General features: G+C 57.9%; 16 protein-coding genes. All 16 read left to right on the forward strand.

Annotated features, from left to right (window positions below; all coding sequences use genetic code 11):
* The first annotated feature begins 95 nt into the window (after positions 1 to 95).
* The 16 genes from G392_RS0103630 (at position 96) to pqiB (ending at position 16,126) form a co-directional block, all read left to right on the forward strand.
* A complete protein-coding gene (locus tag G392_RS0103630; RefSeq protein ID WP_027009126.1) occupies positions 96 to 1,082 on the forward strand; it encodes a structural protein in 987 nt (328 codons plus the stop codon).
* A complete protein-coding gene (locus G392_RS0103635; RefSeq protein WP_027009127.1) occupies positions 1,082 to 1,306 on the forward strand; it encodes a hypothetical protein in 225 nt (74 codons plus the stop codon). The genes G392_RS0103630 and G392_RS0103635 overlap by 1 nt, the downstream gene beginning before the upstream one ends.
* Positions 1,307 to 1,442: 136 nt before the next feature.
* Positions 1,443 to 1,655 (forward strand): hypothetical protein, encoded by a 213-nt coding sequence (locus G392_RS0103640; RefSeq protein ID WP_156900785.1) that lies wholly within the window; start codon positions 1,443 to 1,445, stop codon positions 1,653 to 1,655.
* A gap of 34 nt (positions 1,656 to 1,689) precedes the next feature.
* The gene (locus G392_RS0103645) at positions 1,690 to 2,937 is read left to right on the forward strand and encodes a multifunctional CCA addition/repair protein (RefSeq protein ID WP_027009129.1); all 1,248 of its coding nucleotides are present in this window, start codon (positions 1,690 to 1,692) and stop codon (positions 2,935 to 2,937) included.
* Positions 2,930 to 4,846, forward strand: a complete 1,917-nt coding sequence (locus G392_RS0103650; RefSeq protein WP_027009130.1) for an ATP-binding cassette domain-containing protein — start codon at positions 2,930 to 2,932, stop codon at positions 4,844 to 4,846. Before G392_RS0103645 ends, G392_RS0103650 begins: the two co-directional genes overlap by 8 nt.
* A gap of 149 nt (positions 4,847 to 4,995) precedes the next feature.
* Positions 4,996 to 6,492, forward strand: a complete 1,497-nt coding sequence (gene rng, locus G392_RS0103655; RefSeq protein ID WP_156900786.1) for a ribonuclease G — start codon at positions 4,996 to 4,998, stop codon at positions 6,490 to 6,492.
* A 24-nt stretch (positions 6,493 to 6,516) separates the two neighbouring features.
* The gene (locus G392_RS0103660) at positions 6,517 to 7,782 is read left to right on the forward strand and encodes a NupC/NupG family nucleoside CNT transporter (protein ID WP_342663291.1); all 1,266 of its coding nucleotides are present in this window, start codon (positions 6,517 to 6,519) and stop codon (positions 7,780 to 7,782) included.
* A 13-nt stretch (positions 7,783 to 7,795) separates the two neighbouring features.
* On the forward strand, positions 7,796 to 8,506 hold the full coding sequence (deoC, locus tag G392_RS0103665; RefSeq protein WP_245571914.1) for a deoxyribose-phosphate aldolase: 711 nt from the start codon (positions 7,796 to 7,798) through the stop codon (positions 8,504 to 8,506).
* Between the two features lie 58 nt (positions 8,507 to 8,564).
* Positions 8,565 to 9,119: an LPS-assembly lipoprotein LptE gene (locus tag G392_RS12040; RefSeq protein WP_084165908.1), complete on the forward strand. Its 555-nt coding sequence runs from the start codon at positions 8,565 to 8,567 to the stop codon at positions 9,117 to 9,119.
* A 53-nt stretch (positions 9,120 to 9,172) separates the two neighbouring features.
* Positions 9,173 to 10,183 carry a DNA polymerase III subunit delta gene (holA, locus tag G392_RS0103675; RefSeq protein WP_034334300.1) on the forward strand — a complete coding sequence of 337 codons (1,011 nt, stop codon included), beginning with the start codon at positions 9,173 to 9,175 and terminating at the stop codon, positions 10,181 to 10,183.
* Positions 10,184 to 10,215: 32 nt separating this feature from the next.
* A complete protein-coding gene (locus tag G392_RS0103680; RefSeq protein ID WP_027009135.1) occupies positions 10,216 to 10,638 on the forward strand; it encodes a hypothetical protein in 423 nt (140 codons plus the stop codon).
* Positions 10,639 to 10,765: 127 nt separating this feature from the next.
* Complete coding sequence (gene trpS / locus G392_RS0103685) at positions 10,766 to 11,770, forward strand: tryptophan--tRNA ligase (protein WP_034334374.1); 1,005 nt, start codon at positions 10,766 to 10,768, stop codon at positions 11,768 to 11,770.
* A gap of 295 nt (positions 11,771 to 12,065) precedes the next feature.
* Positions 12,066 to 13,418, forward strand: a complete 1,353-nt coding sequence (locus G392_RS0103690) for a paraquat-inducible protein A (RefSeq protein ID WP_245571915.1) — start codon at positions 12,066 to 12,068, stop codon at positions 13,416 to 13,418.
* Positions 13,384 to 13,851, forward strand: coding sequence for a hypothetical protein (locus G392_RS0103695; protein ID WP_027009138.1), 468 nt, complete (start codon positions 13,384 to 13,386; stop codon positions 13,849 to 13,851). Before G392_RS0103690 ends, G392_RS0103695 begins: the two co-directional genes overlap by 35 nt.
* 40 nt (positions 13,852 to 13,891) lie before the next feature.
* Positions 13,892 to 14,359, forward strand: a complete 468-nt coding sequence (locus G392_RS0103700) for a hypothetical protein (protein WP_027009139.1) — start codon at positions 13,892 to 13,894, stop codon at positions 14,357 to 14,359.
* 51 nt (positions 14,360 to 14,410) lie between these two features.
* A complete protein-coding gene (gene pqiB / locus G392_RS0103705; RefSeq protein ID WP_027009140.1) occupies positions 14,411 to 16,126 on the forward strand; it encodes an intermembrane transport protein PqiB in 1,716 nt (571 codons plus the stop codon).
* Positions 16,127 to 16,158: the final 32 nt, after the last annotated feature.

A 16,158-nucleotide genomic window follows, 5' to 3' on the forward strand; every position in this document is an offset into this window, starting at 1 on the left:
GGAAATCCTTAAAGGGTGTGTGCAAAGCGGCGAAGTATAGCATTGCACGGGGCTTTGGGTATTAGATTCTCGCTATAACCGGCTGCCTTGCGCGGGTGAATCCGCTCGTGCGCGGCTGGCGGCATTTGTCGGTGTTGGACGGCAGAACAAGCGGGGTGTGTCTGCGCCGGCATGGTTTGTTGTGGAATAAGAAAAAAGAAGCCATCGGGCATGATGTGCCGTTTGCGCGTCCGCCTTTGCACCCGAATTGCCGCAGCAGTTTGGTGTTTGTGTTTGATTCGGACGCGCCTTTTGACGGTATGACGGGGGCGGATTGGGTGCGTTCGCGCTCTGCGGCGCAGTTGCGCGGGCAGTTCGGCGAAGGCATCGGGCAGATGTTGTATGACGGGGTGATTACGTTGGCTGATGCGGTGTCGGCAGACGGTTTGAAGCCTTTGACTTTGGCGCAGTTGCAGCAGCAAACGCGCTTTTCGTTTGTGGGGCGCAAGCAAGAATATCACTTGGGCGGCAGGGTGTTGTCGCGGTGGGATTTGGCGGAATTGAGCGGGGCGGCAGATGGTAGTGAAATCAGCTTTGTTGAGTACCCTGAAGCAACTGCGATGTACCGCACGCCCGCGCTGAAAATCATTGTCGCCAATGCTGATGTGTATGATGTGCCGATGCACCGTGCAATACTGTTGCAAGCAGACGGCAGTTTGATTTTAAGGAACGAATCGCAATACCTGCTGGCGGAGCAGCAGGGCAAAGGCATTGCCACCGAAGCATTGAAACAGCAAATTATTGCGGCGCGGAAGTTGGGGATTGAAAGAATCGAAACCTACGCGGTGCGCGGTGAGACCGAAAACGGTTATTACACTTGGGCGCGGTTGGGTTTTGATGGTGATTTGACGGCGGATATTTTGAACCGTTTACCTGATGATTTGCACCATGCCAAAAGGGTAAGTGATTTGATGCAGACCGAACGCGGGCGCGAATGGTGGAAGCGAAACGGCAAAACCATTAATTTGGCATTTGATTTGCAGAATAACAGCTTGTCCATTAGAATGTTCAGGCATTATTTAAGTAGCAAAAGGGCAAGTTAATGAGTATGCGCGAAACGATTTTAAAGATTATTGGTAAAGAAGGTTTTGGTGCAGAAAACGCATTATGGAATAATGCTGAATTGCACAAAGATGTGCCAAAACACCATCAACGGCTATCACGTCATGCCGAACTCTACGCCCAATATCGCCGCGAACACATCGAAGCCGTTCGGCGCGGTGATTACGCCGAATACGGTGTTACCGAAGCCGATATTGTGGAATAGTTTTTCAAGGCTGCCCGAACGGGCAGCTTTTGTTTTGTCCGCACGCCGCCGTGTACAAGGCGAAAACGGGGAACTCCTTCCGAACCCGTTTATGCGTGCGGGCTTCTTTTTTGTCGGAAGGTTGAAGGAAATCATCATGAATTTGATTGCGGGCGAAGCGGAATGGGTGTTCCGCAACGGTGAAAGCGTGCAAACCGACAGCCGCCGTGTGGCAAGCGATGTTTATCACGATTTGTCGTGCTTCGACTTGGATTCCCGCATTCGCGGGAATGACGGTGCTGTGTTTTCCCGGTCAAGTGATGACACGCTTCGGGCAATGTGCAGGAATTGTTGCTCGCGGGCGTTATAATACCGTCTTTGCCGAAATAACGGGAGCGTGGAACATGCAGGTTTATCTGGTCGGCGGCGCGGTACGCGACGCGTTGCTGGGACGGGAAGTGAAAGACCGTGATTGGGTGGTGGTCGGGGCGGACGCGGACGAGATGCACGCACGCGGTTTTCGGGCGGTGGGGCGGGATTTTCCCGTGTTTCTGCACCCTGATACGCAGGAAGAATACGCTTTGGCGCGTACCGAGCGCAAAACGGGCAGGGGTTATACGGGTTTCGTGTTCCACGCGGATAAGACGGTAACGCTGGAGCAGGATTTGTTGCGCCGCGATTTGACCGTGAACGCGATGGCGCGGGACGGACACGGCTGCCTGATTGACCCTTTCGGCGGTGCGGATGATTTGCGGCGCGGCGTGTTGCGCCACGTCAGCCCCGCGTTTGCCGAAGACCCAGTGCGGATTTTGCGCACGGCGCGGTTTGCGGCGCGGTTCGGTTTTGCCGTTGCGCCGGAAACGATGGCTTTGATGCGGCAGATGGTGGACGCGGGTGAAGCCGATGCGCTGGTGTCGGAACGGGTGTGGCAGGAGTTGGCGAAAGGTTTGATGGAAACAAAACCGCGCCGCATGGTGGAAGTGCTGCGCGAATGCGGCGCACTGAAAACGCTGCTGCCTGAAGTAGATGCGTTGTTCGGCGTGCCGCAACGCGCCGATTTCCACCCCGAAATCGATGCGGGCGAACACACTTTGCTGGTGTTGCAACGCGCTGCGGATTTGGGTTTGAGCCTGCCGGAGCGTTACGCCGCGCTGCTGCACGATGTCGGCAAGGCATTAACACCGAAAGATATTCTGCCCAAACACATCGGACACGATTGGCGCGGCACGGACGTGGTGGACGCCATCAACCACCGTTTGCGCCCGCCGAAAAACTGCGCGGAACTGGCGCGTTTGGCGTGTGCGCTGCATATCCGCATTCACCGCGTGGGCGAAGTGCGGCGCGTCAAAGCCTTGTGGAACGTGTTGCGCGAGGCGGACGCGCTGCGCCGTCCCGAGCGTTTTGCCATGCTGTTGAACGTGTGTTTGGCAGACCAACAGGGGCGTTTGGGCTTTGAACACGCGCCTTATCCGCAGCACGCGCATTGGACGGCGCTGCTGGCGGCGGCGCAAAGCGTGGACGCGGGCGCGGTGGCGCGGGCGCACGCCGACAATCCGCAACATATTCAAACGGCTTTGGAAACGGCAAGATGCGCGGCGATGCGCCCCGTACATCAAACATTCCGACAAAACAATATTGAACACCATGATTGAAATTAAAAACTTGAGCTTGCAGCGTGGCGACAAACCACTGCTGGAACACGCAGACATGCACATTGCCCCGCGCCGCAGGGTCGGGCTGATTGGGCGCAACGGCACGGGCAAATCCAGCCTGTTTGCGCTGATACGCGGCGAAATTGCCCCCGACAACGGCGACGTGCTGCTGCCCAAAGATTGGCAGATTGCCGCCGTTGCCCAAGAAACGCCCGCTTTGGACGTGTCGGCTTTGGATTATGTGTTGCAGGGCGATGCGCCCCTGCAAACCTTGCGCCGCGAACTGGCGGCGGCGGAACGTGCCGATGACGGGGTGAAAATCGCCGAACTGCATGCCAAGCTGCAGGAAGCCGATGCCTACACCGCCGAAGCCCGCGCCGCCAAATTATTGGGCGGTTTGGGCTTTGCACAGGCGCAGCACGCGTGGGCGGTGAAGCGTTTTTCCGGCGGCTGGCGCATGCGCCTGAACCTTGCCCAAGCCCTGATGTGCCGTGCCGACCTGCTGCTGCTGGACGAACCGACCAACCATCTGGATTTGGAAGCCGTGTTGTGGCTGGAACAGCATTTGGCGGACATGCCCTGCACCCAAATCATCATTTCGCACGACCGCGATTTTCTCAACGCCGTCAGCGATTACACGGTGGAATTGTCGGGGCGGAAACTGCACGGCTACGGCGGCAACTACGATTTCTACCTGAAAGAACGCGCCCAACGTTTGGCGGCGCAGCAAAGTGCCTACCAAAAACAACAGGCGCACATCAAGCATCTGCAATCGTTTATCGACCGTTTCAAAGCCAAAGCCACCAAAGCGGCGCAGGCGCAAAGCCGCGTCAAGGCTTTGGAAAAATTGGAAAAGCTCGCGCCCGCCCATGCCGACAGCCGTTTTGCCTTCGCCTTTGCCGCGCCCGAACACCTGCCCAACCCCTTGCTCAAGCTCGACCGTGCCGATTTGGGCTACAACGGCGACACCGTGCTGCACCAAGTTTCCCTTTCACTGGAAAACGGAGCGCGTTACGGGCTGTTGGGGGTGAACGGCTCGGGCAAGTCCACATTTATCAAGGCGCTGGCGGGCGGGTTGCTCCCGCAAAACGGCGAAATCGTCCGTGCCGACAAATTGTCGGTGGGCTATTTTGCCCAGCACCAATTGGACGTGCTGCGGGACGAACACAGCCCCGTGTGGCATGTGCGCCGCATCAGCCCCGATGCCAAAGAGCAGGACGTCCGCAATTTTCTCGGCGGGTTTGATTTTTGCGGCGACATGGCGGTGCAGCCCGTTGCGCCGTTTTCGGGCGGGGAGAAAGCGCGTTTGGCGTTGGCACTGCTGGTGTGGCAGAAACCGAATCTGCTGCTGCTGGACGAACCGACCAACCATCTGGATTTGGACATGCGCCATGCTTTGACGTTGGCATTGCAGAGCTTTCAGGGCGCGTTGGTGCTGGTGTCGCACGACCGCAGCCTTATTGAAGCGGCAACCGACCGTTTTTTGTTGGTGCATGAAGGGCGGGTGTCGGTGTTTGACGGCGATTTGAACGATTACCGCAAATGGCGTTTGGCGCGGCAACAGGCAGAGCACGCGGCGGATTGGTCTGCGGGGGGTGCGCCGTCTTCGCCGGCGGGCAGCCGCAAGGCGGAAAAACGCCGCGAAGCCGAAGTGCGGGCGGAACGCGCCCGTTTGCGCAAACCGCTTGAGCGCGAAACCGCCGCCATCGAAGCGGAAATGGCGCAATGCGAAGCCCGCAAAACGGCTGCGGAAGCGTTTTTGGCGGACGAAACGGCGTATTTGCCTGAAAACAAAACCAAGCTGCAACAGGCTTTGAACGAAGCGGCACAGGCAAAAGCGCGTTTGGAAGCCTTGGAAACGGCTTGGCTGGACGTGCAGACGCGTTTGGAAGCGGTGTTGGCGGGGTAAAAAATACCGTCATTCCCGCGCAGGCGCGAATCCGCCTGCCTGCGCGGGCATGCCTGCCAAACCGCTTTCGGCACGGAATCATTATATAATGCGCCCCTGCCGCAAAAACAACAACCACGAAGCATCGTATTTTGGAAAGCCATTTTGTGTTGAACGACATCATTCCCCTGCCCAAAGACACCCCGCGCCCGCCCGAAACCGTATTGGTGAACATCACCCCGCAGGAAACCCGCGTGGCGGTGTTGCAGGAAAACAAAATTTGCGAACTGCACATCGAGCGCAACGGCGGACACGGCTTGGTCGGCAATATCTATCTGGGCGTGGTGCGGCGCGTGCTGCCGGGCATGCAAAGCGCGTTTGTAGACATCGGCTTGGAACGCGCCGCCTTTTTGCACATCGTGGATATTGTGGAGCAACGGCAAAACCCCGAAGCCGCGCCGCGCATTGAGCACGTTTTGTTTGAAGGGCAAACGCTGCTGGTGCAGGTCATCAAAGACCCGATTAACAGCAAGGGCGCGCGCCTGTCCACGCAAATTTCGCTGGCGGGACGTTTTCTCGTCCACCTGCCGCAAGACGAACACATCGGCATTTCCCAACGCATTGATAACGAAGAAGAACGCAACAACCTGCGCGAACGCCTGCTCGCGCTGCTGCCGCCCGCGCACGGCGGCGGTTACATCATCCGCACCAATGCCGAAAACGCGGGCGATGCCGAACTGGCCGCCGACATCGATTATCTGGGCAAACTTTGGCACGACATCAACAGCCGCGCCCGCACCAGCCCGCCCGAAACCCTGCTTTACCGCGATTTGCCCTTGAGTTTGCGCGTGTTGCGCGATATGTTCCACGCGGGGACGACCCGTGATATTTTCGTGGACTCCACCCTCAACCACACGCAAATGCGCGAATTTGCCGGACGCTACGTCAGCCGCGCCGCCGACAAGCTGCATCTGTATCAGGGCGAACGCCCCCTGTTTGAAAGCTACGGCGTGGAACACGAAATCCAAAACGCGCTCAAACCGCGCGTGAATCTGAATTTCGGCAGCTATCTGATGATTGAAGCCACCGAAGCGATGACCACCATAGACGTGAACACGGGCGGTTTTGTCGGCGCGCGCAATTTTGACGAAACCATTTTCAAAACCAATCTGGAAGCCTGCCACGCCATTGCCCGCGAATTGCGTTTGCGTAATTTGGGCGGCATGATTATCGTGGATTTTATTGATATGGTGCAGCCCGCGCACCGCGAAGCGGTGTTGCGCGAATTTGCCAAAGCCTTGAGCCTCGACCGCACCCGCGTTACCTTAAACGGCTTTACCAGCTTGGGCTTGGTGGAGCTGACGCGCAAACGCACCCGCGAAAATCTGGCGCAGATTTTGTGCGAACCCTGCCCCGCCTGCCAAGGGCGCGGACATTTGAAAACCGCGCAAACGGTGTGCTACGAAATCCAGCGCGAAATCGTGCGCGAAAACCGCCGTTTTGATGCCAAACAGTTCCGCGTGATTGCCTCGCCGCAGGTCATCGAGCTGTTTTTGGACGAGGAATCGCAGTCGCTGGCGGGTTTGATTGACTTTATCGGCAAACCTGTGCTGCTGGAAACGGACGGGCATTATCCGCAAGAGCAGTATGATATTGTTTTGGTATGATTTTTATTTTGGGAATGAGATAAGATGATGAGCGTTTTCAACAGCTTGCTGGGCATGCTGCTGCTGCCCGCCCTTGCCTTCGCGCTGTCGCGCCACCGCCGTGCGGTGAATTGGCGCACGGTGGGAACGGCGTTTGCCTTGCAATTGGGCATCGGCGCGTTCGTGCTGTATGTGCCGCAGGGACGGCTGGTGCTGGAAAAATTGTCGGCGGGCATTGTGGCGGTGCTGGGCTACGGCAATGAGGGCATTGCGTTTTTGTTTGGCGGTTTGGCGGGCGACAAGATGTTTGAGTTGTTCGGCAGTGGCGGTTTTGTGTTTGCTTTTCGCGTGTTGCCGATGATTGTGTTTTTTTCGGCACTGATTGCGCTGTTGTATCATGTGGGGGTGATGACGCGGCTGATTCGGGTGATTGGCGGGGCGTTGCAGCGTTTGCTCGGCACGTCCCGCCCCGAGTCGATGTCGGCGGCGGCGAATATTTTTGTCGGGCTGACGGAAGCGCCTTTGGTCATCAAGCCTTATCTGCCGCAGATGACGCGCTCGGAGCTGTTTGCGGTGATGACGGGCGGTTTGGCATCGATTGCCGGCTCGGTTTTGGGCAGTTTGGTGGGCTTGGGCGTGCCGGCGGATTATCTGATTGCGGCATCGTTTATGGCGGCACCGGGCGGTTTGCTGTTTGCCAAGCTGCTGTATCCGGAAACGGAAACGCCCGCCTACGACCCCGCCCGCACGCTCGGGTTTGCCGATGACAACCGCCCCGCCAATGCGATTGACGCGGTGGCATCGGGCGCGGAAACGGGTTTGAAAATCGCCTTGAGCGTGGCGGCGATGCTGATTGCCTTTGTGGCACTGATTGCGCTGTTCAACGGCATCATCGGCGGGGTAGGGGGCTGGTTCGGCGCGGCGGATTTGTCGCTGGAGAAGATTTTGGGCTGGCTGCTCGCGCCTGTGGCGTGGCTGGTGGGCGCACCTTGGGCGGAAGCGCAAACGGCGGTGTCGTTTATCGGGCAAAAGCTGGTGGTTAATGAGTTTGTCGCCTATGCCAATTTTGCCGAATACGTGAAGGCGGGGGCGCAAACCCTGTCGCCGAAAACCCAAGCGGTGGTTACCTTTGCTTTGTGCGGTTTTGCCAATTTCAGCTCGATTGCGATTTTGGTGGGCGGTTTGTCGGTGATGGCGCCCGAACGGCGCGGCGACATTGCGCGTATGGGCATGTTGGCTTTGTTGGCGGGCAGTTTGTCGAATTTGATGAGCGCGGCGGTTGCCGGTTTGTTTATCGGTTTGTCTGCCTGATGCGGGAGGGGTGATGGAAAATCAGGAAATCATTGCGTTATTGGATTTGACTTCCTTAAATGACAGCGACACGGCGCAAACGGTACGCGCTTTGTGCCGCCGCGCCGCCGCACACGGTGTGGCTGCCGTGTGCGTGTATCCGCAGTTTGTGGCGGCGGCGAAACGCGAATTGGCGGACTGTCCGCACATTGCCCTTGCCACCGTGGTGAATTTTCCAAGCGGGGCAGATGCGCCCGAAGCGGTGGCGGCACAGACCCGCCAAGCCCTGCAAGACGGGGCAAATGAAATCGATTGGGTGTTTCCCTACCGCGATTTCGCGCTCGGACGGCACGCACAGGCACAGGCGCGTACCGCAGAAATGGCGGCATTGTGCCGTGCGGCGGGGGCGAAGCTGAAGGTGATTTTGGAAACGGGCGCGTTGGAAGCGGCGGACATCCGCGCCGCCGCCGATGCGGCTTTGCGCTTGGGCGCGGACTTTTTGAAAACGTCCACCGGCAAAATCCCGCAGGGCGCAACGCCCGAAGCCGCCGCCATTTTGCTGGAGGCGATTGCCCGCCACGGCGGCACGGCGGGCATCAAGCTCTCGGGCGGGGTGCGCGATGCGGCAACGGCGGCGGCGTACGTCCGCCAAGCCCGGGCGGTGTTCGGTGCGGATTGGACGACGCCCGCGCATTTCCGCATCGGCGCATCTGCCCTGCTGGACGATTTGTCGGACGGTGGCTGACGCGCCCCGAAGCGGCGCATTCCGTCTATAATGGTGATTTTTTCTTTTGGTGTTTGTGATGATTGCTTTCCGTACTTTAGGTTTGTGCCTGCTGCTGGGCGCGTGCGGCTTCCAGCCCAAAGGCAGCTTGGCCGCGCTGCCGATGCACGCGTGGCAGCTCGAACACACGGGCGAAACGGGTGAAATGGACGAGGCCTTGCGCGATGCGCTGCGCCGCATCGGTGCGTTGGGGCATCCGTCTGCCGAGCGCCGTTTGCGCGTTACCGAAATTGAGCGCCGCAAGGAAATTTACACCATCACCCGCGCCGCCAAAGTCAGCGAATACCGTTTGGATTTGACCATGACCGTGCAAGCCCTGCGCGGCGGCAAGCCGCACGGCGATGCCATACGGGTGGCGGTAACGCGTACCTTGCCTTATGCCGATGCGCTGGTTTTGGGCAAACAGGAAGAAGAAGCGCAGATTTGGCGGGAAATGTATCAAGATGCCGCCGACCAAATCGTGCGCCGACTCGCGTTTTTGTCGGTTTCAACTCACAGGGCTACACACATAAAGCACAGCCCCATGCCTTGCCCTGATTCGGACGGGGCTGCGCCCTGCCCGAATAAAAACTGATTTTACCAACTTAAACAGCAGGGTTTCAAACTGAAAAGGAACTTGAACAAACCATGCCCCACACCGCCGCCGCCCGTTTTGCAGGCAGCCTGAACGCCCCGCTCGCACCGCTTTATCTGATTCACGGCGAAGAAGAACTGTTGCAGATTGAGGCTCTGGACGCGCTCCGCGCCGCCGCCGCCGCACAAGGCTTCAGCGAACGCCGCCGCATCGTTGCCGAAGGCACGGCGTTTGACTGGCAGACGGTGAGCGCCGAACAGCACAGCAACGCTCTGTTTGCCGAAAAAAAATGGTTGGAAATCCACATTCCCAACGGCAAACCGGGCAAAAACGGCGCGGACGCCTTGCAGCAATTCGCCGCAGGGCTGCCTGAAGACACCGCCGCCGTCATCGTCCTGCCCAAGCTGGAACGCGCCCAAAGCCAAGCCAAATGGTTTGCCGCGCTGCTCAAACAAGCCGTTGTTTACGAAGCGAAAGCCGTTACCCCCGCGCAACTGCCCGCGTGGATAAAAGCGCGTTTGCAGGCGCACGGGCTGACGGCGGAACACGAAGCCGCCGCCCTGATTGCCGAGCGCGTGGAAGGCAATCTGCTTGCCGCCAAACAGGAAATTGACAAACTCGCCCTGCTCCACCCTGCGGGACACACACTCACCGCCGCCGAAGCCGCCCGCGCCGTTGCCGATGTGGCGCGGTTTGACGTGTTCCAACTCTCGTCCGCGTGGCTGGGCGGCGACACGGCGCGGCTGTTGCGGTTGTTGGACGGATTGTCCGCCGCCGAAAGCGAACCCGTGCTGCCCCTGTGGGCGTTGGCGGAAGACATCAGAATGCTGATTCGCCTGAGCGCGGCAAAGCGGCAGGGCAAAAGCACGGCGGCGGTACGCAACGAACTGAAACTGTGGAACGGCAAAGACCGCGCCGCCGAAACCGCCTTGCGCCGCCTGCCCGCCACGCGCCTGATTGCCGCCTTGCAGGAATGCGCCCGCATCGACCGCCAAATCAAAGGCGCGGAAACGGGCGATGCGTGGGCGGCGTTCAAAAAACTGATTACCGAATTAACTGTTTGATTCTTGCAACATACTTTTGAAGGAACACGATTATGGACAGAAAACGCGCCATCATCATCTGGGTGGCGATGGCCGCCACCATCGCCCTGATTGCCTACCTGCTCAACGCCCCGTGGTGGCTTGCCATTCTGATTGGCGTGGCGGTGGTGGCCGCCATTGTCGGCGGTGCCACCGGCGCGATGTACTGGAAACAGAAAAAACTGATTGCCAGCGCCGCCCGTTTCAATATTGACCTGAAAAACGGCAAACTCCACCCCGCCGACCTGCGCCGAATGTATTTTAGCGGCGGACAAGCCCGCAAAGACGCGCTGCTGATTGCCAGCCAAGCCATGCAATGCTCGGTGCAGGAAGCGGAACGCCGCTTGAGCGAACGCCCCAACAAACAGGCCGCCAATCAGGAAATGGCGCGTCAGCAAAGCGGCGGCAAACGCAAAGGGCGTTACCGCCACCGTTAAACCCGCCCCGTCATTCCTGCTTTCAATAAAGATTGCAAAACCGCGATTTTCATTGACACGCGCCTGTTTCAGGCTGCCTGAAACCCGTTCAGGCAGCCGCAAACACATTATTTTCAAGGAAAAAACCATGCAACGCGTCCTCACCGGCATCACCACCACCGGCATTCCCCACTTGGGCAACTATGTCGGCGCAATCCGTCCCGCCATCCGCGCCGCCGCCGCCACCGCCGCGCACGAAAGCTACTTCTTTCTCGCCGACTATCACGGCATCATCAAATGCCACGACCCCGAACAAATCCACCAATCCACCCGCGCCGTTGCCGCCACATGGCTCGCCTGCGGACTGAATCCCGACCACACCGTGTTCTACCGCCAATCGGATGTACCCGAAATTTTGGAACTGAACTGGATACTTACCTGCATCACCGCCAAAGGACTGATGAACCGCGCCCACGCCTACAAAGCCGCCGTGCAGGACAATCTCGACAAAGGCGAAGACGCCGACCACCAAATTGAAATGGGCTTGTACGCCTACCCGATTTTGATGAGCGCCGACATTCTCGCGTTCAACGCCCGCCACGTCCCCGTGGGGCGCGACCAAATCCAACACATTGAAATGGCGCAAGACATCGCCCAACGTTTCAACCACCGTTTCGGCGAAGTGTTCGTCATTCCCGAAGCGCGGATTGAAGAACACGTGGAACTGCTGCAAGGCTTGGACGGGCGCAAAATGTCCAAAAGCTACGGCAACACCATTCCCCTGTTCCAAACGCCCAAGCAACGGCAAAAATCCGTCAATAAAATCATTACCAACCTGAAAGAACCGGGCGAGCCGAAAAGCCCTGACGAAAGCCCGCTTTTCGCCGTTTACCAAGCCTTTGCCACGCCCGCCGAAACCCAAGCCTTTGCCGCAGAATTGGCGCGGGGCATGGCGTGGGGCGAAGCGAAAAAACAGCTCGCCGCCAAAATCGGCGCGGAACTGGACCCGTTTACCGAGCGTTACGAACATTTGATGGCACACCCGCAGGAAATTGAAGCGGTGTTGCGGCAGGGCGCGGACAAGGCACGGACGGAAGCGCGGAAATTGTTGCAACAAGTGCGCGAAGCGGTGGGGATTCGCGCTTTGGCGTGATTGGTCAATCCCGCACGGTGTGGCAACGGTGGTAACAACGGCACAAAATACTTGAAATCCGACTCAAATCTGTGCTAATAATGCCGTTTGGTTTGAAACCCCGCCGTTCACGGCGGTAAAATGGCTTTTTCGGGCAGGGCGTATGGTTGAAATGATTTATTTTTCAGACAAGGCGAGCCAACACCGTATGGAAAATAAAGCATTTTAACTATAAGCCCGTCCGAATCAGGGCAAGGCATGGGGCTGTGCTTTGTGTGCCGCCCTGTGATTTGAAACATTGCAACATGGGTTTGTTTTGAAGTTTCTCGTCCGCACGGCAGCACGCCGCGCACAACAAAAATGGTTGCGCCGCTACCTGCCCGCCGCCACCTTGCCCGCCCACGCCGTGGATTGTCCCGAATGCGGGCTGCGCGTGTCGCTGCCGAAGCTGCGGCAGGGGCAGCAGGCGGATTGTCCGCGTTGCGGGCATCATCTGGTGCGGGTGGAGCACAATCCCTATCTGCTGCCTTTGGCGTTGGCGCTGACGGGCTTGATACTGATGGCGCTGGTGTACGGACAATTATTTGTTACCGTCACGCTGGGCAGCGTGTATTCGCCGCTCACGCTGCCTGAAATGGTGTTGTCGCTGATGGGGCAGAACGACGGTTTTCTCGGCACGGTGCTGTTTGTGTTTACCTTCGGCGTGCCGGTGCTGTTTTTGCTGATGTGTTTGTATGTGTACGGCTCGATGCTGGCGCAACAGCCGTTTCCCTATGTGTTGTACATGACCCGCGCCCTGACGCGGTTGCGCCATTGGATGATGGTGGACGTGTTTTTTATTTCCATTTTGGTGGCGTACATCAAAATGAGTTCGGTGGGCGAAGTGCATTTCCACGCCGCGTTTTGGCTGCTGCCCGTGTTGGCGCTGGTGTTGCTGCGGACGGTGGTTGCCGTGCCGGAGCATTGGGTCTACCACCAAATCCGCCGCCGCGAACACCCCGATTTGCTCCACCCCGAAGGCAGGGCGCACACCTGCTGCACGCGCTGCCTGTATTTCCGTCCCGCAAGCGAACGCGAATGCGCCATTTGCGGTTCGGACGTGTTTGACCGCCGCCCGCACAGCCTGAAACTGTCGTTTTGTTTCTTGCTGGCGGCGGCGATTTTGTATATTCCCGCCAACACCTTGCCGATTATGATTTCGGAAAACCCGCTTTCCCGCGAAGTCAGCACCATTATAAGCGGCATTATGTTTATGTGGCGTGACGGCGACAAAATGATTGCGGTGATTATTTTCAGCGCGAGCATCGCCGTGCCGACTTTGAAAATCATCTCCATGGCATTGCTGCTGTACAGCGCGAAAGTGCGCCCCCTGATGCGGGTGGAACGCTTGTCGTGGCAATACCGTTTGACCGAAGCCGTTGGGCGTTGGTCGATGATTGATATTTTTGTGATTATTATTTTGATGAGTGCCTACCATTCGCCGATTGCGCGGGTAACGCCGGGCCCTGCTGCGATTTATTTCTGCTTGGTGGTGCTGCTGACGATGTGGTCGGCGTATTTCTTTGACGTGCGGCTGATTTGGGACTGGCAAACGAGGGACGGCGCGGATTTCAGGCAGCCTGAAAGCGAAAACAATGGAAAACAAAAAAGATATTTACGCTTCTTTTAGCGGATTGCTGATGGCATTCGGCGGCATGATTGGCGGTGCGGTGGTGTGGTTGGCAGTTTTTAACGGCGAACCATCGGCATTGCCGTATTGCCTGATGCTGGGCTGGCTGCTGGGCTTGCCTGCGGCGTGGCTGACGGCGCGTTCGGCACGCAAACGCGGGTGGCGGCGCGGGTGGCGCGGCTGCCTGAAAACGGTAGCATTCGGCGCATGGTGGGGCGCGGCGACAACGGGCGGTTTGGTGCTGTTGGTTGTCGCATATTTCTTGTTTACCATATCGAATTTTGACCCGCATCCGTTAGCGACAGCGACAATAACCGATTGGATTGATTTCGTAATCAGGGCGGGTTTGGTTGTCGCCTTATCATCTGTGTGCGGTGCGGTTGCGGCGGGCATTTTGTCGCTCGGTTTGCCCAAAGCCGAACCGCCGAAGTAATATTCCGTTTTCAGGCAGCCTGAAAACGTGAGAAACCATCATGAGAACCGAACCGACAAACCATCGCCCCGATGATGACGAACAGGATATTTATGACGCCACAACCGTGATGTTTGTGGTGTTTGGCGGCGCAACAGCCGGACTGCTGCTGTGGTTGCCGGTGTGGTTGTTGTTGGAAGGACGGAATGCCGACTTGTACTTGCGGTCTTTTCTGATGTGGGGTGCCATATTGGGTTTGCCCGCATCATGGCTGACACAACGGTCGGTACGCAAACGCAATTTGCGGCGCGATTGGCGCGGCTGCCTGAAAACGGCGGTGTGGGGTGCATGGTGGCACGCGGTAACGGTAGGCAGTTTATTGTGTTTATTGGTCAGTGTATTTTGTATATTGTTTGACGTAAGGATGCGCATAGACGTTTTTTTATTGCTTTGTTTCGGTCTGCCTGCCGCACTCGGCGCGGTAACGGCATTGCTGTTGTCCGTATTTCTGCCCAAACCCGAAACCTAAAACCGTTTTCAGGCAGCCTAAAAATAAAAACCATTTGAAAAATCAGTAGTTATGAACAAACCCCAAGACGAACTTCCCGCCGCCAAAGTGCGCCAAACCGCCACTTTGGTGTCCACCGTATGGCTGATTCCCCTGCTGGCGGCGATTGTCGGCGCATGGCTGCTGGCGCAAAACGTCCGCAGCAAAGGCCCCGAAATCACCCTGCTGATGGACAACGCCGAAGGCATAGAAGTCAATAACACCACCATCCGCATTCTCAACGTGGACGTGGGGCGCGTAACCAAAATCCGCCTGCGCCCCGACCAAAGCGGCGTGGAAATCACCGCCCGCCTGAACAAAGACGTGGAAGATTTGATGCGCCAAGACACCCAATTTTGGATCGTCAAACCGCGCATCGACCAAAACGGCATTACGGGGCTGAATACGCTGGTGTCGGGCGCGTACATCGCCTTTTCGCCGGGCGAGAGCCGTCAGAAAGCCAGCGAATTTACCGTGTCCGAGCTGCCGCCCGTTACCGCCATCGGACAAAGCGGTATTCGTGTGTATTTGTCGGGCAAAAACAGCCGCATGATTGGCGTGGGCAGCCCCGTTTTGTATGAAAACCACGTGGTCGGCACGGTGGAAACCGCCAATTTCCACCCGCAAGACCAAACCGTACATTACACCGTGTTCATCAACAGCCCCAACGAAAGCCTGCTCACCAACGGCAGCCAGTTTTGGTTGGACAACGGCATCAGCGTGCGCACGGACGGCACCGGCATCAGCGTGCAAAGTCCGCCCTTGAGCGCCTTGCTGTCGGGCGCGATTGCCTTCCACACCCCCAAATACGGCGATGCCGGACAAAAACCCGCCCAAAGCGGCGATGAATTTAAAATTTACGACAACCGTCAGGAATTGGAACGCGAACCGGGCGAGCGCACCCTGTATTACACCGCCTTTTTCAAGGATTCCGTGCGCGGCTTGGAAGCGGGCGCACCGGTGGAATACAAAGGGCTGAAAATCGGCACGGTGGCGGACGTACCGTATTTTGAAGACGGCGACAATCTGCAACTGTTTGAAAACGGGCGCATTCCCGTGCGCTTGCGCCTTGAGCCGTATCTGATGGAAAGCAACGGCAGCCGCGACACCCGCCAAAGCAAGGAATATTGGCAGCAGCAGCTTCAGGCAGCCTTCAAACGCGGCCTGAGCGCGGAAATCGCGTCCAACAATCTGATTTTGGGCAGCAAAATGATTATCTTGGACGACAAGCCCGCACCGGCGGACGAATTGCTGCGCCCCGCCGCCGCCTATCACGGCTATCCCGTGATTGCCACCCGCAACGGCGGCGGTTTGGACGCTTTGCAGGCGCAGGTCGGCAAACTGTTGGCGAAATTGGAAAAACTGCCGCTTGAACAGACTTTGGGCGGCATCAACGCCAATCTTGCCGAGTTGCAAACCACGCTCAAATCGGCGCAAAAAGTGATGGCGTCCGCCGACAAAGCCGTGCAGTCCGCCGACAAAACCATCGGCTCGGCGGGGAAACTGGTCGGCAGCAAGGCGATTCAGCAGATGCCCGCCGAGTTGAACCGCACCTTGCAGGAATTGCGGCAAACGCTCAAAGGCGTGTCGCCCGAATCGCCCGTTTATCGCGATGTGCAGCAGACTTTGCAAGGCATCGAGCGCACGCTCAAAGACGTGCAACCCGTTATCCAAACCCTGAAAGAACAGCCCAACGCTTTGATTTTCCAAAGCGGCGGCGATGACCCCGTGCCGAAAGGCGGGCGTTAGGGTGTGTCATTATTGTTGAAAATCAGTGTAAT

This window comes from Conchiformibius kuhniae DSM 17694, from assembly GCF_000428785.1.
Taxonomy (GTDB): Bacteria; Pseudomonadota; Gammaproteobacteria; order Burkholderiales; family Neisseriaceae; genus Conchiformibius; species Conchiformibius kuhniae.

What these genes read in the sequence shown, in the direction of transcription:
- G392_RS0103660 (WP_342663291.1), top strand. Translation starts at nt 6,517, where the DNA reads ATGATGAGCGTTTTCAACAGCTTGCTGGGCATGCTGCTGCTGCCCGCC.
- G392_RS0103695 (WP_027009138.1), top strand. Translation starts at nt 13,384, where the DNA reads ATGGAAAACAAAAAAGATATTTACGCTTCTTTTAGCGGATTGCTGATG.
- G392_RS0103645 (WP_027009129.1), top strand. Translation starts at nt 1,690, where the DNA reads ATGCAGGTTTATCTGGTCGGCGGCGCGGTACGCGACGCGTTGCTGGGA.
- G392_RS0103700 (WP_027009139.1), top strand. Translation starts at nt 13,892, where the DNA reads ATGAGAACCGAACCGACAAACCATCGCCCCGATGATGACGAACAGGAT.
- holA (WP_034334300.1), top strand. Translation starts at nt 9,173, where the DNA reads ATGCCCCACACCGCCGCCGCCCGTTTTGCAGGCAGCCTGAACGCCCCG.
- deoC (WP_245571914.1), top strand. Translation starts at nt 7,796, where the DNA reads ATGGAAAATCAGGAAATCATTGCGTTATTGGATTTGACTTCCTTAAAT.
- G392_RS0103640 (WP_156900785.1), top strand. Translation starts at nt 1,443, where the DNA reads ATGAATTTGATTGCGGGCGAAGCGGAATGGGTGTTCCGCAACGGTGAA.
- G392_RS0103680 (WP_027009135.1), top strand. Translation starts at nt 10,216, where the DNA reads ATGGACAGAAAACGCGCCATCATCATCTGGGTGGCGATGGCCGCCACC.
- G392_RS12040 (WP_084165908.1), top strand. Translation starts at nt 8,565, where the DNA reads ATGATTGCTTTCCGTACTTTAGGTTTGTGCCTGCTGCTGGGCGCGTGC.
- trpS (WP_034334374.1), top strand. Translation starts at nt 10,766, where the DNA reads ATGCAACGCGTCCTCACCGGCATCACCACCACCGGCATTCCCCACTTG.
- G392_RS0103650 (WP_027009130.1), top strand. Translation starts at nt 2,930, where the DNA reads ATGATTGAAATTAAAAACTTGAGCTTGCAGCGTGGCGACAAACCACTG.
- pqiB (WP_027009140.1), top strand. Translation starts at nt 14,411, where the DNA reads ATGAACAAACCCCAAGACGAACTTCCCGCCGCCAAAGTGCGCCAAACC.
- G392_RS0103635 (WP_027009127.1), top strand. Translation starts at nt 1,082, where the DNA reads ATGAGTATGCGCGAAACGATTTTAAAGATTATTGGTAAAGAAGGTTTT.